Source organism: Pseudomonas sp. SIMBA_068 (assembly GCF_046534705.1).
Classification (GTDB): domain Bacteria; phylum Pseudomonadota; class Gammaproteobacteria; order Pseudomonadales; family Pseudomonadaceae; genus Aquipseudomonas; species Aquipseudomonas putida.
Genome location: NZ_JAWRYI010000002.1, coordinates 290,192 through 306,714, shown reverse-complemented (window position 1 = coordinate 306,714; position 16,523 = coordinate 290,192). Strand labels below are relative to the sequence as shown.

General features: G+C 61.1%; 13 protein-coding genes. 3 read left to right on the top strand and 10 right to left on the bottom strand.

The window, feature by feature from the left end:
• Positions 1–370 precede the first annotated feature (370 nt).
• Positions 371–1,393, bottom strand: a complete 1,023-nt coding sequence (locus SB756_RS07490; RefSeq protein WP_016500053.1) for a zinc-dependent alcohol dehydrogenase family protein — start codon at positions 1,391–1,393, stop codon at positions 371–373.
• 206 nt (positions 1,394–1,599) lie between these two features.
• Between SB756_RS07490 and SB756_RS07485 the strand changes: the two genes are divergently transcribed.
• The 3 genes from SB756_RS07485 to SB756_RS07475 all read left to right on the top strand — a co-directional run bounded on the left by SB756_RS07485 (position 1,600) and on the right by SB756_RS07475 (position 3,789).
• Complete coding sequence (locus tag SB756_RS07485) at positions 1,600–2,514, top strand: LysR family transcriptional regulator (RefSeq protein ID WP_016500054.1); 915 nt, start codon at positions 1,600–1,602, stop codon at positions 2,512–2,514.
• 146 nt (positions 2,515–2,660) lie between these two features.
• Positions 2,661–3,239, top strand: coding sequence for an NAD(P)H-dependent oxidoreductase (locus tag SB756_RS07480; protein WP_003253953.1), 579 nt, complete (start codon positions 2,661–2,663; stop codon positions 3,237–3,239).
• Between the two features lie 166 nt (positions 3,240–3,405).
• Positions 3,406–3,789 carry a MerR family transcriptional regulator gene (locus SB756_RS07475; RefSeq protein WP_003253954.1) on the top strand — a complete coding sequence of 128 codons (384 nt, stop codon included), beginning with the start codon at positions 3,406–3,408 and terminating at the stop codon, positions 3,787–3,789.
• Positions 3,790–3,858: 69 nt separating this feature from the next.
• Here SB756_RS07475 and SB756_RS07470 read toward each other — a convergent pair whose 3' ends face one another.
• The 9 genes from SB756_RS07470 to SB756_RS07430 are packed head-to-tail and all read right to left on the bottom strand — an operon-like array spanning position 3,859 to position 16,509.
• A complete protein-coding gene (locus SB756_RS07470) occupies positions 3,859–6,468 on the bottom strand; it encodes an efflux RND transporter permease subunit (RefSeq protein ID WP_410910538.1) in 2,610 nt (869 codons plus the stop codon).
• Between the two features lie 33 nt (positions 6,469–6,501).
• Entirely contained in the window at positions 6,502–7,338 is an 837-nt protein-coding gene (locus tag SB756_RS07465) for an outer membrane lipoprotein-sorting protein (protein WP_020192855.1), read from the bottom strand.
• Positions 7,339–7,388: 50 nt separating this feature from the next.
• A complete protein-coding gene (locus tag SB756_RS07460; RefSeq protein WP_341795797.1) occupies positions 7,389–8,672 on the bottom strand; it encodes a hypothetical protein in 1,284 nt (427 codons plus the stop codon).
• 2 nt (positions 8,673–8,674) lie between these two features.
• Positions 8,675–9,439 carry an SDR family NAD(P)-dependent oxidoreductase gene (locus tag SB756_RS07455; protein ID WP_341795798.1) on the bottom strand — a complete coding sequence of 255 codons (765 nt, stop codon included), beginning with the start codon at positions 9,437–9,439 and terminating at the stop codon, positions 8,675–8,677.
• Positions 9,436–10,173 carry an SDR family NAD(P)-dependent oxidoreductase gene (locus tag SB756_RS07450; RefSeq protein ID WP_284360101.1) on the bottom strand — a complete coding sequence of 246 codons (738 nt, stop codon included), beginning with the start codon at positions 10,171–10,173 and terminating at the stop codon, positions 9,436–9,438. Before SB756_RS07450 ends, SB756_RS07455 begins: the two co-directional genes overlap by 4 nt.
• Positions 10,174–10,182: 9 nt before the next feature.
• Positions 10,183–13,053, bottom strand: a complete 2,871-nt coding sequence (locus tag SB756_RS07445) for an aminotransferase class III-fold pyridoxal phosphate-dependent enzyme (RefSeq protein WP_410910537.1) — start codon at positions 13,051–13,053, stop codon at positions 10,183–10,185.
• 38 nt (positions 13,054–13,091) lie between these two features.
• Positions 13,092–14,303, bottom strand: coding sequence for a beta-ketoacyl synthase N-terminal-like domain-containing protein (locus tag SB756_RS07440; protein ID WP_341795801.1), 1,212 nt, complete (start codon positions 14,301–14,303; stop codon positions 13,092–13,094).
• Entirely contained in the window at positions 14,300–15,598 is a 1,299-nt protein-coding gene (locus SB756_RS07435) for a beta-ketoacyl-[acyl-carrier-protein] synthase family protein (RefSeq protein WP_341795802.1), read from the bottom strand. The genes SB756_RS07440 and SB756_RS07435 overlap by 4 nt, the downstream gene beginning before the upstream one ends.
• A complete protein-coding gene (locus tag SB756_RS07430; protein WP_341798893.1) occupies positions 15,595–16,509 on the bottom strand; it encodes a beta-ketoacyl synthase in 915 nt (304 codons plus the stop codon). Before SB756_RS07430 ends, SB756_RS07435 begins: the two co-directional genes overlap by 4 nt.
• Between the last annotated feature and the right edge of the window lie 14 nt (positions 16,510–16,523).

Below are 16,523 nucleotides of genomic sequence, written 5' to 3'. Positions count from 1 at the left end.
AAACATCAATGCCGCCACGGCCCGTCGCTACCACACATAGCTGATCCTCAGGCATAGCCATGCTCATTCCACGCTCCTTGCGCAAACTATCATGGGGCTATTATCGGGGGATGCAGAGCGAATATAAGATACAGATCGAGGTAAAAAAACCATTCAGCAAGATTGCAGAGACACACTGAACCTCTAGCGGGAAGCGTTCAAGTCTGAATAGTTGGCGGAATATTTCCACACAATCACAGGCCATTGCCTTATATGTAGTCCACGTCTGACTTCGATGTAGGAATGGTCTTTTTATTAGGGCTGAAATGATTCTGCTCGCCCACAAAAAACCCGGGACTCTGCCCGGGTTTGTCGGCATTGCGAACCGCTGTCAGTGTTGCGCCATGTCCAGCACCACTCGCCCACCGCACGGGCATTGGTCCATGTAACGATGTGCCTCCACCACCTGCTCGAACGGGTACACCTTGATGATCTGCGGTGTCAGCAGCTGGTCAGCAGTGAACTGGTTGATGTCGCGCAAGGCACGCTGCAGCGCCACCTGGTCCTGGCTGATGCCAAGTTCCGGTTTGCCGGTGAAGTTACCGATGCAATGCACGTAGAACTGGATATTCTTCTGGAAGGCTGCACAGGCCGGGAAAGGCGTCTGGTTACCGCCCTGCAGGCCATACAGCACCAGGCTGCCACGCGGCGCCAGCACATCGCCCAGCAGCGACATCTGCGGCCCGCCCATGCCGTCGAGGACCATGTCAACGCCGCGGCCATCGGTGTACTTGCCTACCTGCAGTAACAGGTCCTGCTCCTCGGTGACAATCACCTTGTCGGCACCCAGGCCCAGCAGGTACTCACGCTGCTCAGCCTCTTTGGTAGCTGCGAACACTTTCAGCCCCAAGGCCTTGCCCAATTGCACGAAGGCGGGGCCGGCACAATGGCTGGCATCGGTCACCAGCGCGGTCTGCCCGGCCTTGGCACGGGCCAGGTCAACATAGGCAAAATAGGCGATCAGCAAGGGCGTGTAGTGCACACTGGCCTCGATCGGGGTAAGCACATCCGGGTAGCGGGTAATGGCGGTGCGCGGCAGCACGATGACATCACCGTACACCGGGTGGTCATTGGCACTGGTGGCCGGGAAGCTGGCGACCCGGTCGCCCACCGCAATGTCCTCGACCCCTTCACCGACCGCAGTCACCACCCCGGCCATTTCGTGGCCGATGCCCGCCGGCAGGCGTGCCTGGGACGGCGCCAGGTTCTGGCGCCAAAGCACGTCATACCAACTGACGCCAATCGCCTCGACGCGGATCTGTACCTCGTCGGCAGCGGGTGACGGTTCGGCCTGCTCCTCGCAACGGAGCACATCGGCAGCGCCGAACTTGTGGAAACGGATCATGCGGGACATCGCATACCTCGCCTTTGTGAACCTCTAATTACCACTGACTTTATCCGGGCTTTGACGGTTAGACCATCAGTGGTCATTAATAGTCGACATGCTTGTCATCGATTGGGCACCTGACTTTCCCTGCAATTGGTCCCCCTAAACCCGTGCAGGGTAACAGCCTTTGGCCGTAAGATTCACCCCTGCCCCACTTTAGGCGAAGCGCACCGATGAATCGAAACGACCTGCGTCGTGTAGACCTCAACCTGCTGATCGTGTTTGAAACGCTGATGCATGAGCGCAGTGTGACCCGCGCCGCGGAAAAACTGTTCCTCGGCCAGCCGGCCATCAGCGCGGCCCTGTCGCGCCTGCGCAACCTGTTCGACGACCCGCTGTTCGTTCGCACCGGCCGCAGCATGGAGCCGTCCGCACGGGCCCACGAGATCTTCGCCCTGCTGTCGCCAGCACTGGATTCGATTTCCACTGCGGTCAGCCGCGCCGCCGAGTTCGACCCCGCCACCAGCAATGCGGTGTTCCGCATCGGCCTGTCGGACGACGCCGAGTTCGCCCTGCTGCCCCAGTTGCTCAAGCGCATTCGCGCCGAAGCGCCGGGCATTGTGCTGGTGGTGCGGCGGGTCAACTACCTGCTGATGCCAACCCTGCTGGCCTCGGGGGAAATTTCGGTGGGGGTCAGCTACACCAGCGACCTGCCGGCCAACGCCAAGCGCAAGGTGCTGCGCCGCAGCATGCCGAAGCTACTGCGCGCCGACAGCGTGCCCGGCGGTATCACCCTGGACGACTTCTGCGCGCGGCCGCATGCGCTGGTGTCGTTTGCCGGCGACCTGTCCGGCTTCATCGACGAAGCCCTGGAAGAACTCGGCCGCAAGCGCCACGTGGTGCTGGCGGTGCCGCAGTTCAACGGGCTGGGGAGCTTGCTGGCGGGGACGGATATCGTGGCCACTGTGCCGGACTACACCGCCGATGTGCTGACTGCTGCGGGCGGGTTGCGGGCCGAAGACCTGCCGATACCCGTGCGCAGTTTCGAACTGCACATGGCCTGGCGCGGGGCGCAGGACAACGACCCGGCGGAGCGGTGGTTGCGGTCGCGGATACAGATGTTTTTTGGCGACCCTGACAGTCTCTAACCCACTTTCGACGGTCGCTCTTCGACGGTTTGCCGGGCGCCAGCCGAGCGCTGCTGGACTGTTTGTCTCTACCACTAACCGGCAAGGCTTGACTCTACCGTAAGGGGCAGACTTTACCCTTGGCACTTCATTACCTGGAGTTTGTCATGAAGCGCAAACGCATGCTCGTAATCCTCGGCCACCCTTCGAACGACAGCTTTTGCGGCGCTGTGTCCGAACGTTATGTCGAGGCCGCCACGCAAGCAGGCCATGAGGTGCGCCTTCTGCGCCTGGACACCCTGGATTTCGATCCGGTCTTGCACGATGGCTATAACCAGATCCAGTTGCTTGAGCCCGATTTGATCAACGCACAGAACGACATTACCTGGGCCGAACACCTGACATTGGTGTACCCGATCTGGTGGGGCGGCATTCCGGCGTTGCTCAAGGGGTTCTTCGACCGCGTGTTTCTGCCCGGCTTTGCCTTCAAGTACCGCAAGGGCTCGCCCTTCCCGGATAAGCTGCTCAAGGGCCGCACGGCTCACCTTTTGGTGACCATGGACACGCCGCCGTGGTACTACCGGTGGGTGTATCGCATGCCGGGCCTGCACCAAATGCGCAAGACCACCCTGGAGTTCTGCGGCATAAAACCCCTGAAAACCCTGACCTTCGGTCCGGTATTGGGCTCCAAGCCGGAACAGCGTGAAGCCTGGCTCAAGCAAGTCCAGGCAGTCGCCAGCCGTTGATCGGCCCCGGTCGGGCCGTGCCCCTGCGCTGCCCAGCCGGGCCTCCCTGCTGTGACACCTTGTCCAACTTGGCTTCCCACACCCTGACGCTTGTGCAAAGATGTCGCGCGCCTGTACGAGCACGCGACATCTTTTCGCTTCTGATGCGTCATAAAAAGGGATTTTCATGTACATCGGCAAAGCTGCCCAGCTGTCGGGCACCACCGTCAAAAGCATTCGACATTACGAAGAAATCGGCCTGTTGCCCCCCCCGCAACGCGAAGGCAAGTACCGCATCTACAGCCAGCAAAGCGTAGAGCTGCTGACCTTCATCAAATGCGCTCAGCAACTCGGTTTCAAGCTCAAGGAAATGCAGGCCATTCTGCAGGATCATCGCGGCCAGGAGTTGCCCTGGGATCTGGCCATGCAGGCCATCGATAACAAAAAGCAGGAATTGATGGGGCAAATCCAGGCCTTGCAGCAAGTGCATGACGGCTTGGTTGAGTTTGAGCTGAGCCTCAAAGATGCTCAGATGCAATGCCAGTTCGAACACCTGGAAAAAGCCCGCTGAATCCGCTCCTCCGCCCCTGAACGGCCATGGCGCCCCGTGCCGTTTTCAGCACGCAGGCGCCCCGGCGATTTAGCCTGGCACAGCCCCACCCCGCGGCTGCTCGCCCTCTTGCACTGCTGGCTGCGGCACAATCGAGGCAAAGAACCACGGCGAAATCAGCGTGACCAACAAAATGGTCATGAAGCCGCTGGATGACAGCGCCAGTATCACCAATACACCCAAGTCGATGACGGGTTTGTAGGCGGAGAACAGCAGCGCGACAAAGCCCATCGAGAAGATCACGACGTTGACCACCGTCGAGCGCCCGACGCCCTGCATGGCCACCAGGATGGCCTCGTCGATCTCGATGCCCTTCTGCACCAGCATCTTGATCCGTGACAGCAGGTGAACGGCGTAATCCACGACGCCCACCACCAGGAACGTCACCAGTGTGGTACCGATGTTCAACTCGATATCCAACAGGTACATGCTGCCGTACACCGTCACCGACGTGGTCAGCAACGTCAGCATGCCGAGGATGCCCAGGCGTACTGACTTGAGCCAGAACATCATCATCAAGGTCACGGCCAGCAACGCCAGCGAGAAGCTCAGCACCTGACCCTGGGTGATTTCCTGCAACACCCCGGTCCATATGTACGGCGTACCTGCATGGGTAACCTGCAGGTTGGCCGGTTTGTTGATGGCCAGCCAGGCGTCCAGTTTATCGAGCATCGCCTGGTAATCGCCCGCCACAGAGGAGGTCATGGTGAACAGCGTCACCGCCTTCGAGTAATCGGCATTGAGCACGTTCTGCAAATCAGTGCCGCCACCGTTCTCGAACATCATGATGTGTTGTTCGATGAGCGAGTTGCCATCGACATCGAAGGTCTCCGGTTTGCCGTCATCATCGACCACCGTCACCTGCTCCACCGCCTGCGGCACCCGCAGGAAAGCAGGGTTCATGTCGTTGAGCACAAGGTTCATGCGCTTGATGTAGGTCGCCACCGAATAGGTGTAACTCACGTTCGGCTGGGCCTTGATGAACTGGTCCAGACGTTCGAGGAACTGCACGGTTTCAGTGGTCAGCGCGCCACGCGGAGTCTTGGTGTCGAAAGCGATCCAGCCCGGCGATGTACCGGCGACTCCAGCCCGGTTGATGAACTCGTCGGATATCCGCACCGGGCTGTCCTTCTTGAAGTAGGCAATGCCCGAGTCTTCGATATCCACCTTGAACGTGAACACCGTCATCATCGCCAACAACGGTAGGGTCACCAGCAATACCGGCTTGCGCCAGCGAATCAGCCAGGCACAGAACACCACCAGATAGTGGGAGATCAGCGACGCTTTCAGTTGCACTTTGCGCGGGACGGCATCTTTGCCCCAGATCGAAATCCACGCCGGAATCAGTAGCAACGAGATGATCAGCGCCGCCGTCAGGCCGATCGACATGAACACGCCAAAGTTGCGGATGCTGACAATGTTGTTGGTGGTGGAAATCAGGAACGTGGCAATAGTCGTGACCGTTGTCAAAACTACCGGCGTGACCATCAGGCGCTGGGTTTCACGGTTGGCTTCGCGGAAAGACTTACCCGAATTGAGCTGTTCGTAATACTCGGCCATGACGTGGATCGCGTCGGCACAACAGATGGTGAACAGGAACACCGGCAAGACACTGGTGAGCAAGTCCATCGGCACACGCAGCAGCGCCATCAGGCCAAGGGTCCAGATGGTGCAGAACAGGATATTGAACAGCGGCAGCACCACGCCCAGTGGTTTGCGAAAGAAGAAAACCAGCAGAGAGGTCACCAACAGGAACACGATCGGGAACAGCATCGCCAGGTCGTGATCGATGATTTCCTGCTGGGCCGCAATGAAGATCGGCATGCCGGCGATGAACACCTCATCGGTGAACTCCGGGTGGGCGGCCTGGTACTTCGCGATGATCTCGCGGACCTGGTGATAGGCACGCAGCTGGGCCTGAGCGTCGTCCTGTTTGGTGCCCAGTTCGGCGACGACCATGGCGACTTTCTTGTCCGCCGAGACGACGCCACCGACCATCTGCTCGTTGCCCATGATCTGCGCTTCGACCTTGATCGGGTCCATATCCAGGGCGTGCAGGGTCTTGTGAATCCATAACTCGCCATCGGCACTCAAGCTGATGTTTTCCAGGTCAGCCATCGAGGCCATTTCCTGGATCGGGTTAAGCCGCTCGGCAAGAAAGCTCAGGAACTGCAGGTCATGGCTGTCCCAGTGCCGGGCAATCCCGAGGTCGCGCAGCGCTTTGGCGGCAGCGTAATCGTTCTGCGAAAAACCCTCGGCGAGGATCTGCACCAGCAAGGCCTGAGCATCAGGGTCGCCACTGTGCAGGCCGACGATGCGCTGCAGTTCGACACGGTCCTCATCGTTCGCCAGCATCAACTGGCGTATGGCCTGGGACAGTTCGAACTGGGCGTTCAGCGACGTGGTGTTGAAGACACTCTCGGGGTTGTTCAGCGCCACCATGACCGAGTCATACGTGCCGGTGAACTCGCGCTGCAAATCAATGATCGTCTTGCGCGCCGGGTGAGTGTCCTTGAGCAGATACGGATTGGTGTCCGACATCAGCGCGCCGAGGGTGTAGGTGAAGTAGGCGGTGATCGCCACCAGCACGAACACAATTGCCCGCGCATAGCGCTCGACGAAATTCAGGTATCTTTCCATGAATGAGGGTTCCAGATGAATCGGTAGCGGCGCTTAGCGGGCAGACACGGCGTATTCCGGCAAGTCGCCGGCTTTCAGCCCGCGCTTGATCGCGGTCTGCGTGAACAGGCGGTCGTCCAGCGCGACGTTGTACTGCAACTGGTTGAAGCGCAGCTGAGAGCGCGTACCGGCGATGAAGTCCTCGGTTTCGCTGAGGGTAATGCTGTCGATCTGGTCGATGGTTTCAGTCTTCAGGGTGCGCATCTGCTTGAACATCACACCTTTTACATCGAAGAAGTCCTGGCGCAGCACCAGTGAGTTCTTCTTGTCAACCCAGACCTTGAGCTTGTTGTAGCCGGTCTTGGCCAGCACGGCAGGCGTCGCCGGCTCACGCTCGATCACGTAGCAATCGCGGCCCTGCAACTGCTCTTCGCCAACCAGCGTTTGGCGATAGTCTTCGGCGCGAATCTTGTCGAGGTCGGCATAGGAGTAGTCGCTCCCCATGAACGCCCCGCGTTTGTCGGTGGTGGAAATCCTTCGGGTCTGTCGGCTGACCGGCAAATACATCCATTGGCTGTCTTCGAGGCCCAGGGCCTCGCGCGGGTTTTCGATGTGGAAGGCGACGTCACGCACATCACTCGGCGCGGAGAAATACATGGTGAATTTGTCGCTGTCCGGGTAATCCTTTTGCAGGTAGCTGAACTCGCGAATGCGGCTGTTACCTTGCTTGTCGATCAGGATCAGGGACACCTGGGACATGAAGCTCTTGCCGTCGTCGCGGTCCCGGGCCTGGCGAATGATGTCGTCGGCCGTGCGTGTTTCAGCTGCCATGGCGGCAGCGGCGCTCAGCAGCAGTGCGCTTACAGTCAGGGTCTTGAAGATGGGCAACATGGCGATTTCCTTTTCATTGTTTGAGTGGTTCGCACACCGCACCGGTGTGGTCAGAACAGATAACCGGCGGACAAGCGCACCTGGTCGCGGTTGTCGTACGCACCGAACTGGCGGTCGGGCTTGCCGAAGAACACATCGACTTCGAGCCCCAACTTGAGCCAGTCCACCGGTTTGTAGGTGAAGATCCCCTGAACGAAACTGTCGTCCTGCGCTGGCGGCGACATGCCGAAAACCAGACGGGTCTTGAGGCGATCCTGGAACTGCGAGCCTTCGGCAGACACGGTGAACAGGTCGTCGCGTTTGTCCTGGACCATGCCGGGCTGCCAGTCGAGCAGCCGCTGATGTTGCCACTGCGTCGAGATCAGCCAGTCCCGCAAGAGGTAATCGACGCCCAGCAGCGACTTGGTCATCGCCGTCTGGTCGCTGCCGTAAGCGCGGTAAGGATTGGTGACGCGCCAATTGTCGAAGTAGGCGACTTCACTGCGCACCACGATGCTGTGGCCGGCATCGATGGCCACACCGGCGCCGCCCATGGAATAGCGCGGGAATTGCCGTTCGAGGCGAATCAGGCCCTCTTCGGTCTGGCCTTCGACGGCGTAAACCGGGTCCTGTTGGCGGGCGTTGAGGGCAACGAAGCTGACATCCACCGTGCCGACCCGGCCGTTGGCACTGGCGCCGTAACCGAAGCCACTGTGACCGTCATACCCGGGCCGCGAATCGACCACAAACATCTGCGGATCGGGTGTGGCAAAGATCGGTGCATCGAACTCGCTGCCGACGGCCGGCGCCTGGTTTTTCACGAAATCAGTGATCACCAGCGCTTCCAGCTCCCACTCGGCGACCGGCTGCACCAGGCGAATCATCGGCACGGCGATGCGGCTGTCTTCCAACAGACCGATCACACCCTCGCGATAATCCAGCGGGTTGATCTGATCGAGTACCCGTAATTCATCTGCTCGCCCCCACACCACCTGCTGCCAGCCCACCGTCAGCTCGCCGTCACCGACGTAGAGCCCCCAGTAAAGGTGCCGCCAATCGGCAGTGGCCCGATAATCGTCCCGGGCTTGCGCGCTGTATGGGTTGTTGCCGTCATAACGAGAGTCGTAACGTGCTCGACCCTTGGCCTTGTAGTAGCCGCTGTCCCAGGCATCCTCCAGGCTGAACTTGAGGTACACGGCCTTTTGCGTGACCTGGTCGTCACCGTGCAGACGCACGGCCGTGGCAACGCCGATCTCCGCTTCATGATGCTCCGGCCACCACTCGGCGATCGCCGCTGGCGAGCCGAGGCTGACCAGCGCGGCCAAAAGGCCGCGGTTCAATCCCAGTCGAGCCATGGCTACATTCCCAACCCGGCACCGCCGTCGATCATCAGGCTTTGCGCCGTGACACCACTCGCCTGCGGGCTCGCCAGATAACGAACCATGGCCGCCACTTCGTCGCCCTGAATGAAGCGCCGCAGCGGCAACTTCTTCTTGGCATTGCGCAGGATTTGCTCGTGGGTGATCCCGGCGATGCGCGCTTGAGCCGCCAATTCGCCTTGCAGCATCGGTGTGTCGATCCAGGCGGGCAGGATGGCATTGACGGTGATTCGCCGTGGCGCCAGGTCCAGCGCCAAGGCTTTGGTCATGCCGATGATGCCGTGCTTGGAGGCGCAGTAAGCGGTGTTGCGGACCTTGCCCGCTCGGCCGAGGATCGACGACATGTTGACGATCCGCCCACCCTCCGCCATCAGTGGCAGGCACAACGAGGTGACGTAAAAGGTGCCGTTGAGGTTGATCGAAATGACCTTGTGCCAGTTGTCGAGGTCTTCGGGTTCGTTCTCGTCGCAGACCCCGGCGCTGTTGACCAGCACATCGACAAAGCCGACCCGGTTGGCCAGGCCCTTGAACAGAAGTTGCAGGCTGGCGAGATCGGCGATGTTCGCTTGATGGGTTTCGATGCGAGCGGCAAATTCGCCCTCGGTGACCCACCTCCGCAAGGTTGCCAGATCCCGATCGAGCAAGATCAAAAGGTGCTCGGCCTGGGCTGCAAAGTTTTCCGCGACGGCGCGGCCAATACCATTGGCCGCGCCAGTAATCACAATCGTGCGTGCCTGGCTCATAGCATTTTCAATCCGCCGTTGACGGACAAGACTTCGCCCGTGACGTACAGGCCGCGCTCGGCCAGATAAAGCACCGCGTCGGCAATTTCTTCAGGCCGGGCGAACCGTTTGATCAACAGCCGCGACTGGATTTCCTGCTCATGGGCGCCGACCAGGGCTTGGCTCATGTCGGTGCTGACGATGCCGGGCGCCACCGCGTTGACCCGGATGTTGCGCGGCGCCAACTCCACCGCCAGTGCGCGTGTCAATGCTTCTACACCGCCTTTGGCGGCGGCGTAGTTGCTCTGGCCCTTGCCGGGCTTTTGCGCGGCCACCGAACTGAGGTTGACGATGCAGCCGCTGCGTTGACGCATCATGCAGGGCAGCACCTGCTGACAGCACAACAGCGTGCCGACCAGGTTGGTCTGGATGACCTCGGTGATGTCACTCAACGATTGCGTGGCGAGCAAACCGTCACGGGTAACACCGGCGTTGTTGACCAACAAGTCGATACGCTCGAAACGTTGCTCGACCCGTTCAAAAAACGCCTGAATGCTCTGCGCATCCTTGACATCACACCGCACGGCGAGGCACTCCCGGCCGAGCCCTTCGACCTGGGCCTGCAAGGCAGCGGCTGACGCCTCGTCACGGACATAACTGAAGGCAACCTGATAGCCCGCGCCGGCCAGGGCCAGCACGATGGACTTGCCAATGCCGCGACTGCCGCCGGTCACGACAGCTATTTTCTGAGTCATGACCGCTCCTTAAAGTGAGTTATGAGTTTTGAATTGCGCGAGGGTGAAACCGTGGGTCGCGGCCAGTGCGCGGACCTGCTGAACTTGCTCACGGCTGATATCGCCGTAGGAGCCGTGCTGGCTCATGCCAGACAAGCCCATCAACACCGACTCGGCCATGCACGCATACAGCTGACCTTTTTTCAGATAGGCCCGCACGTTGGGCGCCAGGCCGTCGTCGAACGGCGTCTGGACGATGCCGCCGTGCATGTAGAGCACGTCTTCGCGTTGGCTCGGCAGGTCTTGATGGACGTTCAGCGGCACGGCGATATCGCAAATCACGCTGCGCTCGGCGAAATGTTCGGCACCGAGGAACGGCTGAGGCGCACTGGCAGCGCACAGGACAATCCGTGCGCCCTTGATGGCGTCGAGATCGTTGGTGACCGTGATGAAGGCGTTCGCGCCAAGGCGCTCATCCACCAGACGGGCGATGTGCAAACCGAGGTCGGCTTTTTGGCCATGTGAGTGCAACAAGTCACAAAAACCATCAAGGGTCAGCAGTCGCTGCGCCAACCGGTCGTGTTCGGCTGTGCCTTTGAGGATCGAACGGGCCGCGTCGGCGTAAATCTGTTGCGCGGTTTTCTCCAGGCGCCGAACCGAGCCGTCACGACCGCTGCCAATCAGAATCAGGTGATCGACGGTGGCGGACAGCACCGACGCATAGGTCGAAGCAACGTTACCGGCGGCACCGACAACGGCAGCGGTTTGCTCGCGCAGTGCCAGACCTTGCTGTACACAGCCTTGCTCGATGGCTTCGAGGCCCATGCCGATGGTTAGGGCATTGCCGGACGTCAGCGCCATGTCGGCAATCTTCAGCGCCTGACAATTGTTGGTGACGATCGAGGTGTACATCCCGAGGCCGGCGATGTTGCAGCCATCGGCGCGGGCATCGGTGACACGCCTGCCGACTTCTTCGCGGATGCTGTCCAGGTCACCGCTGAGGATGTACTCGGCCATGGCATCCGAGTCCATGCACAGCGGGTACAACGTGAACTCTACCGCCATGCCGAGGCGCGACCGAATGATCACCGGGCCGACTGGCACAGCGCGGCGTTCAGGCTTGGTGCGATTGATGAACGTGCGTTTTTGTTCCGGGCTCAGGGCTGCCAGCGAGGGATCGACGTCACCGAGGATATCGGCATCGATCAGGTGGTTGATGAACGCTACCCGAGCGACGATTTCGACCTTGGCATCGATGTTTTCAACGGGCTCGGCCACCCGAAAATCGTCCTGACGGGCTGGCACGGTGGGCATCGAGTCCGCGCAGATACCCGCCGCCAACGGCAACGCATCGCCACGGCGCAGCATGTCGCAGACCCGTTGCAGGGCAGCGATCAGCCCGTCGATTTCGCCCAGGGTGATACAGGCTGGCGGCTCCAGGCGAATCACGTTGGAGTTGCTGCCCGACGGTGCTACCCGCAACGCTTCGAATTGCAACAGGTAACCGGCGATCAAGTAACCCAAGGCATCGTTGTACTGGGCCGACGCCTGTACCAGCGAGCTGCTGACACTCAAGTCGTGCAATTCCAGACCCACCAGCAAGCCACGCCCGCGCACATCGGCGATCACATCCGGATAGGCCATCTTCAGTTCATTGAGCGAGGCTTTGAGGTAGGCGCCCTTGGTGCGTATGTCTTTGAGCATCCCGTCGTCATTGGCGAACAACCGGCGCAATGCCGACAGCGCGATATGGCAGGACGGGTCGTCCTCGGCGAAGGTCGAGCTGTGGATGTAGCTGAACTCGCCTTCGTAGTGGCTGCTGCGGATCACCGTCGCGGCGATTTTCATCAAGCCGCCGCCGAGGGCCTTGGACAGGCAGTAATAGTCGCCTTGCAGGTTGAACTGGCTGCTGGCAAGAAACGTCCCGGCGCGCCCAAAACCCGACTGTACTTCATCGACTACCAGCGGGCATTGTTGCTCGTTACACAGCTTGCGCAGCCCCAGATAGAACTCGGCCGCGAACTCGTTGATACCGCCTTCGCCCTGAATCGGCTCCATCAACACGGCGGTAATCGCACTGAACGGCAGTTGCAGTACGTTCAGGTGTTCGCCGTCCCATTGCAGGCTCAACCAGTGGTGCGTGTGCCGGGCCGGCAATTCCTGCAACTGATGGGGCTGCTGTGGGTCGATGAACTCGACGTTCAGACCAAAACGGGCAAACGGCGCGCGGTACTGACGGCCATAGGTCAGTTGCACGGTATTGACCAATTTGCCGTGGAAGCTGCCGCGCAGGGCGACGAATACCGGCTCGATGTGCAACTGCGCCAGGTTGTGTTGGCGAACGGCTTCAACCACCTGACGCAAGGTCACGCTGTTCAGGGTGGCTGGCAGGACACCTGCAGGCAGGTCGAGGTCGCCCACATCCAGCTCGCGGTAAGCGTGTTCGCTGGCGGTCAGGCTGGCCAGGGTGAAATCGATGTCGTCGAACTGCTTCTGCAGGCTCTTCTGGCGACGGAACTCCGCGTGCTTGACGGCAATTTCCACCGCCTCCGCGCCACTGTTGGAGAAAGTCGAAATATAACGTTCGGTGTTCTTCAGTTCGCGATTGAAGGCGTCACTGAGCGCTCGCCCCAATTGCCCGGCCGCACCGCGGATCGACATTTGTGCGTTGAACGGCACGTCGCTGCGCAGCAGCGCACATAGCTGATCGACAAACTGTGGGTCGTTGTGGCCGAACAGTGCCGCACCGTAACCGCCGAGAAAGTCGGTGACCGTGACCATATCGCCCTTGGGGTTGCGGTAGAACAACTGGCTACCGAGGGCGCGCTCAAATTGACACTCCAGGCCCAATGCCTGGAGCAGGCCGACGAATTTGGGCCGAACGAAATCGCGATAATCCATGACAGTCATATCCCTTGAAAGTAAAAAAGAGGCGGTAGTCAGCGGCAGTCCTGAGTGGCCTTTGCGCTGTAGAGCACTTGATAGGCGGCGCTGAATCCGTTGTCGTCGCGGTTCAGCACCAGGCAATGCGCAAGGCTCGCAGCGTGGGGCGCGCCCTGAATGAACGGCAGGTTCGCCACTGGCTGCCGCAAACCGGCAATCGGCGGTACGCTTTGGGCCTGCAATGCGCAACGCGCAAGCATCAGATCCACCAGGCTCGGTGCCGCGCTGAGAATGCCGTTGATCGCCAACCCGCTGGTGATGTGCGAGGCGCGCGCAAGGGCCAGCGTCTGGCACAACACGCGGTCTTTGTGCGCATCGCCGGTGCCGCTGCACACCAACACATCGGTTGGGCTGTCGGGCAGGCTCAAGCGACCGAGGGTGGCATGGGCCGTCATGTCGGCGAGGCACGCCTGAGGACCGGCCGGCAGGTCTTCGCGCCGGCGCAGCACCAACGCTGCCGCGCCCTCCCCGGCAATGCCGCCGGTGCCCCGAAGGTCAAACGGCAGCAGCGTGTTCGAGCCGTTGGCGCTGATGACACCCGCCTGGACCAACCCGGACAGCGCCAAGGCATCCAGCTCGCTGCCCGCACCGACAACGATTGCCGCGTCAATTCGGCCATCCTGCAAAGCGGCCGTAGCCTCACGCAAGGCTGCCAGGTTGCCGGCGACACCTTGCATATAGGCGTTGCACTCGCCCACCAGTTTCAGCGCCAGGCTGGTGACACCCAGCAAGCAGTTGCTCAAGCCTTTAAGCACCAGAAAAGGGTCCTGGGCACGGTCTTGCAGGATCCGTTTGGCGAACGCCGCCATGTCGGCGACGCCGTCCTGCCGACAGCCGAGCAACAACTCGGCATAGGATTCCAGAGACGGATGGGTGTAGCCGCCCTGACAGCAATACAAACCAAAACGGACATCCGGTTGCTCACCGGCCAGGCCGGCTTCTTCCAGCGCCTGACGTACCGCGCTGACACCCCAGATCACTGCCGGCGTGCAGTAACGCTGGAGGTTTTGCGCAAGGTCTTGTCGGCTGCGTTGGTGGTCCTGATCCTGAATTTGCCCGAACGCCACTACGCGTTCGCTGCTGAACCATCGGGCGTTCAGCGCCGTAATTGCACTGCGCCCTTCGGTTGCGGCCGCCCAGAAAGGCTCGACACCCCAACCGCTGGGCAACACGCAACCCGCACCGGCAATCGCGACCGCCTGTTTCATCGCGGCGCCTCCCGGTACTTGCCCAGCGCCAGTGAAGTGTTGAGGCCGCCGAAACCGAAGGAGTTGCTCAGGGCAACGTCGACCTTGCGCTTGACCGCTTGAAGGGCGCAGTAGTCGAGGTCGCATTGTTCGTCGGCATCCTGCAGGTTCAGGGTCGGCGTAACCCGATCATCCCGGCAGGCCAGGGCCGTGAGCATGAACTCCGGTGCTCCGGCGGCCGCAATCAGGTGGCCGAACTGGGATTTGTTGGCCGTCACCAGCAACCGCCGATAATGTTCGCGCTCGGCGAACAGGGTCTTGATCGCCAGGGTTTCGGCGGCATCGTTGAGGGGTGTCGAGGTACCGTGGGCATTGATCAGGTCGACCTGTTGCGGCGCCAGCCCGGCATCCGTCAGGGCCGCCTGCATCGCCAGCACCGCGCCCCGGCCCTGCGGGTCGGGTGCGGTGATTTTGTAGGCATCCAGGCTGCTGCCGAAACCCAGCACTTCGGCGTACGGCGTTGCCCCTCGGGCGAGCGCCCGTTCGAGGGTTTCGAGCACTACAAAACCACCACCTTCACCCGCAATCAAGCCACTGCGATGGCGGTCGAACGGCCGACATAGGTCGGTGCCCCAACGCTGTTCACTGCTGGCGGCGCCGAGCAGATACAGCGCGGTCATGGTGTCCAGGCTCAGCACCGAATCGGCGCCCCCGGCAATGGCCAGCTCGACCTCGCCGCGACGGATCATCTGGAATGCATTGCCGATGGCCTGGGACGCTCCCGCGCAGGCGCTGCTGATATTGATCACCGGGCCTTCACTGCCGATGCCATCGGCAATCACCCGCGCAAGGCGGTCGTTGCTCTGACACAGTGAACTGTCAGGATCGACCTGCGCCTGTCGCGCCATCAATTGAGCCCAGGACGGCGCCTGCGCCGGGTTATCCGCCAGGCTGAGCAGCATGTCCTGCAAACGATGAGCAGGTGCGCCGGACGCTGACAATACCGCCGCGCCACGCAACTGTTCGGGGCTCAGACCACTATCGGCAATGGCTTGGGTGGCCGCGACCCAACCAAAGCGGGTGCGTTTCTCCAGCGACAACCCCCAAGCCGGATGGTCTTTCAAGTGTGCCGGCATCAAGCCCATATCCACGGGCGCTGCGTAACGCACGGGGAACGCACCCGCCTCGACGCCTTCCGGTTGCCATGGCCGAATGCAATGCTCGCCGGCCAACATTCTTCGCCACATGGACTGCCACTCGAAACCGAAGCCGGTAACGGCGCCCATGCCCGTGATCACGATCCGTGTGGGGCTCATGGGTAACTCTCCATTGTCTCTGTGTCCGACGACGTTCTGGCCAGCAGCACCGCGCCCCAATGTCCGCCTCGGCTGTGTTCGAGCAACAGCGTGTAACGGCTGCAATCCAGTGCCCAGGTCACAGCGATTTCACTGAGCAAGGCGCTGGCGCCCAAGTCACCTAGCAACGCCTTGGAGTGTTCGAGGGTATGCCCCGATGGGGTAAACAACGCGGCAATCTGCGGATCCTGTGCATCGGCGACGACTTGCCCGACATCGCTGAGGCACAGTTTTTCGTTGCTCAAAGCGCGCTCGATGACGTCGCGACCAACCGCCAGTCCACGCTCGGGTTGCGCGCTGTAACCACGGGCAAACCCGGCAATACGCAACGCAGATCGAGCACCGCTGCCTGGGTTGGTCGTCAGCAACAGTGCCGCAGCACCTTCGCCGAAAACCCACGGGCCGGGGTTCACAGGTGGGTGAGTAGCGTCGCGCAGGTACAACGCCGGGGTGATGTTCGGACTGCTACTGACGACCACGGCAGCATCGGCACGGCCTTCGCTCAGATGGGCAGCGGCCTCCATCAAAGCATCCAGCCCCGCATTGCCCTGGGAGCAAAAACCGCCCATGGGCCCCTTGCAACGCAAGGCCTCAGCCGCGTGGGCCATGACGCTGCTATTGAGCATCATCAGCGCGTGCAGCGGCGGTGTGTGGGCAAAGAATTGCCCCAACAGATCTGCCGGTTGTGCGCCAATGGCCTGCACTGCATCCCAGCACGAGCTGGGGCCATCCACTTCCGGAATGGCAGCGGTCAATGCGATCCGCTCGTCGGGCAGTTCCAGCCCACGCAAGGTCTCGGCGAGACGGCCGGCGCAATACAGCAGGCGCGCGCCCTGAGGCTCAAGGCTACGGGACAGTCTGCGGTCGTACACACCCGCCGGCAAGG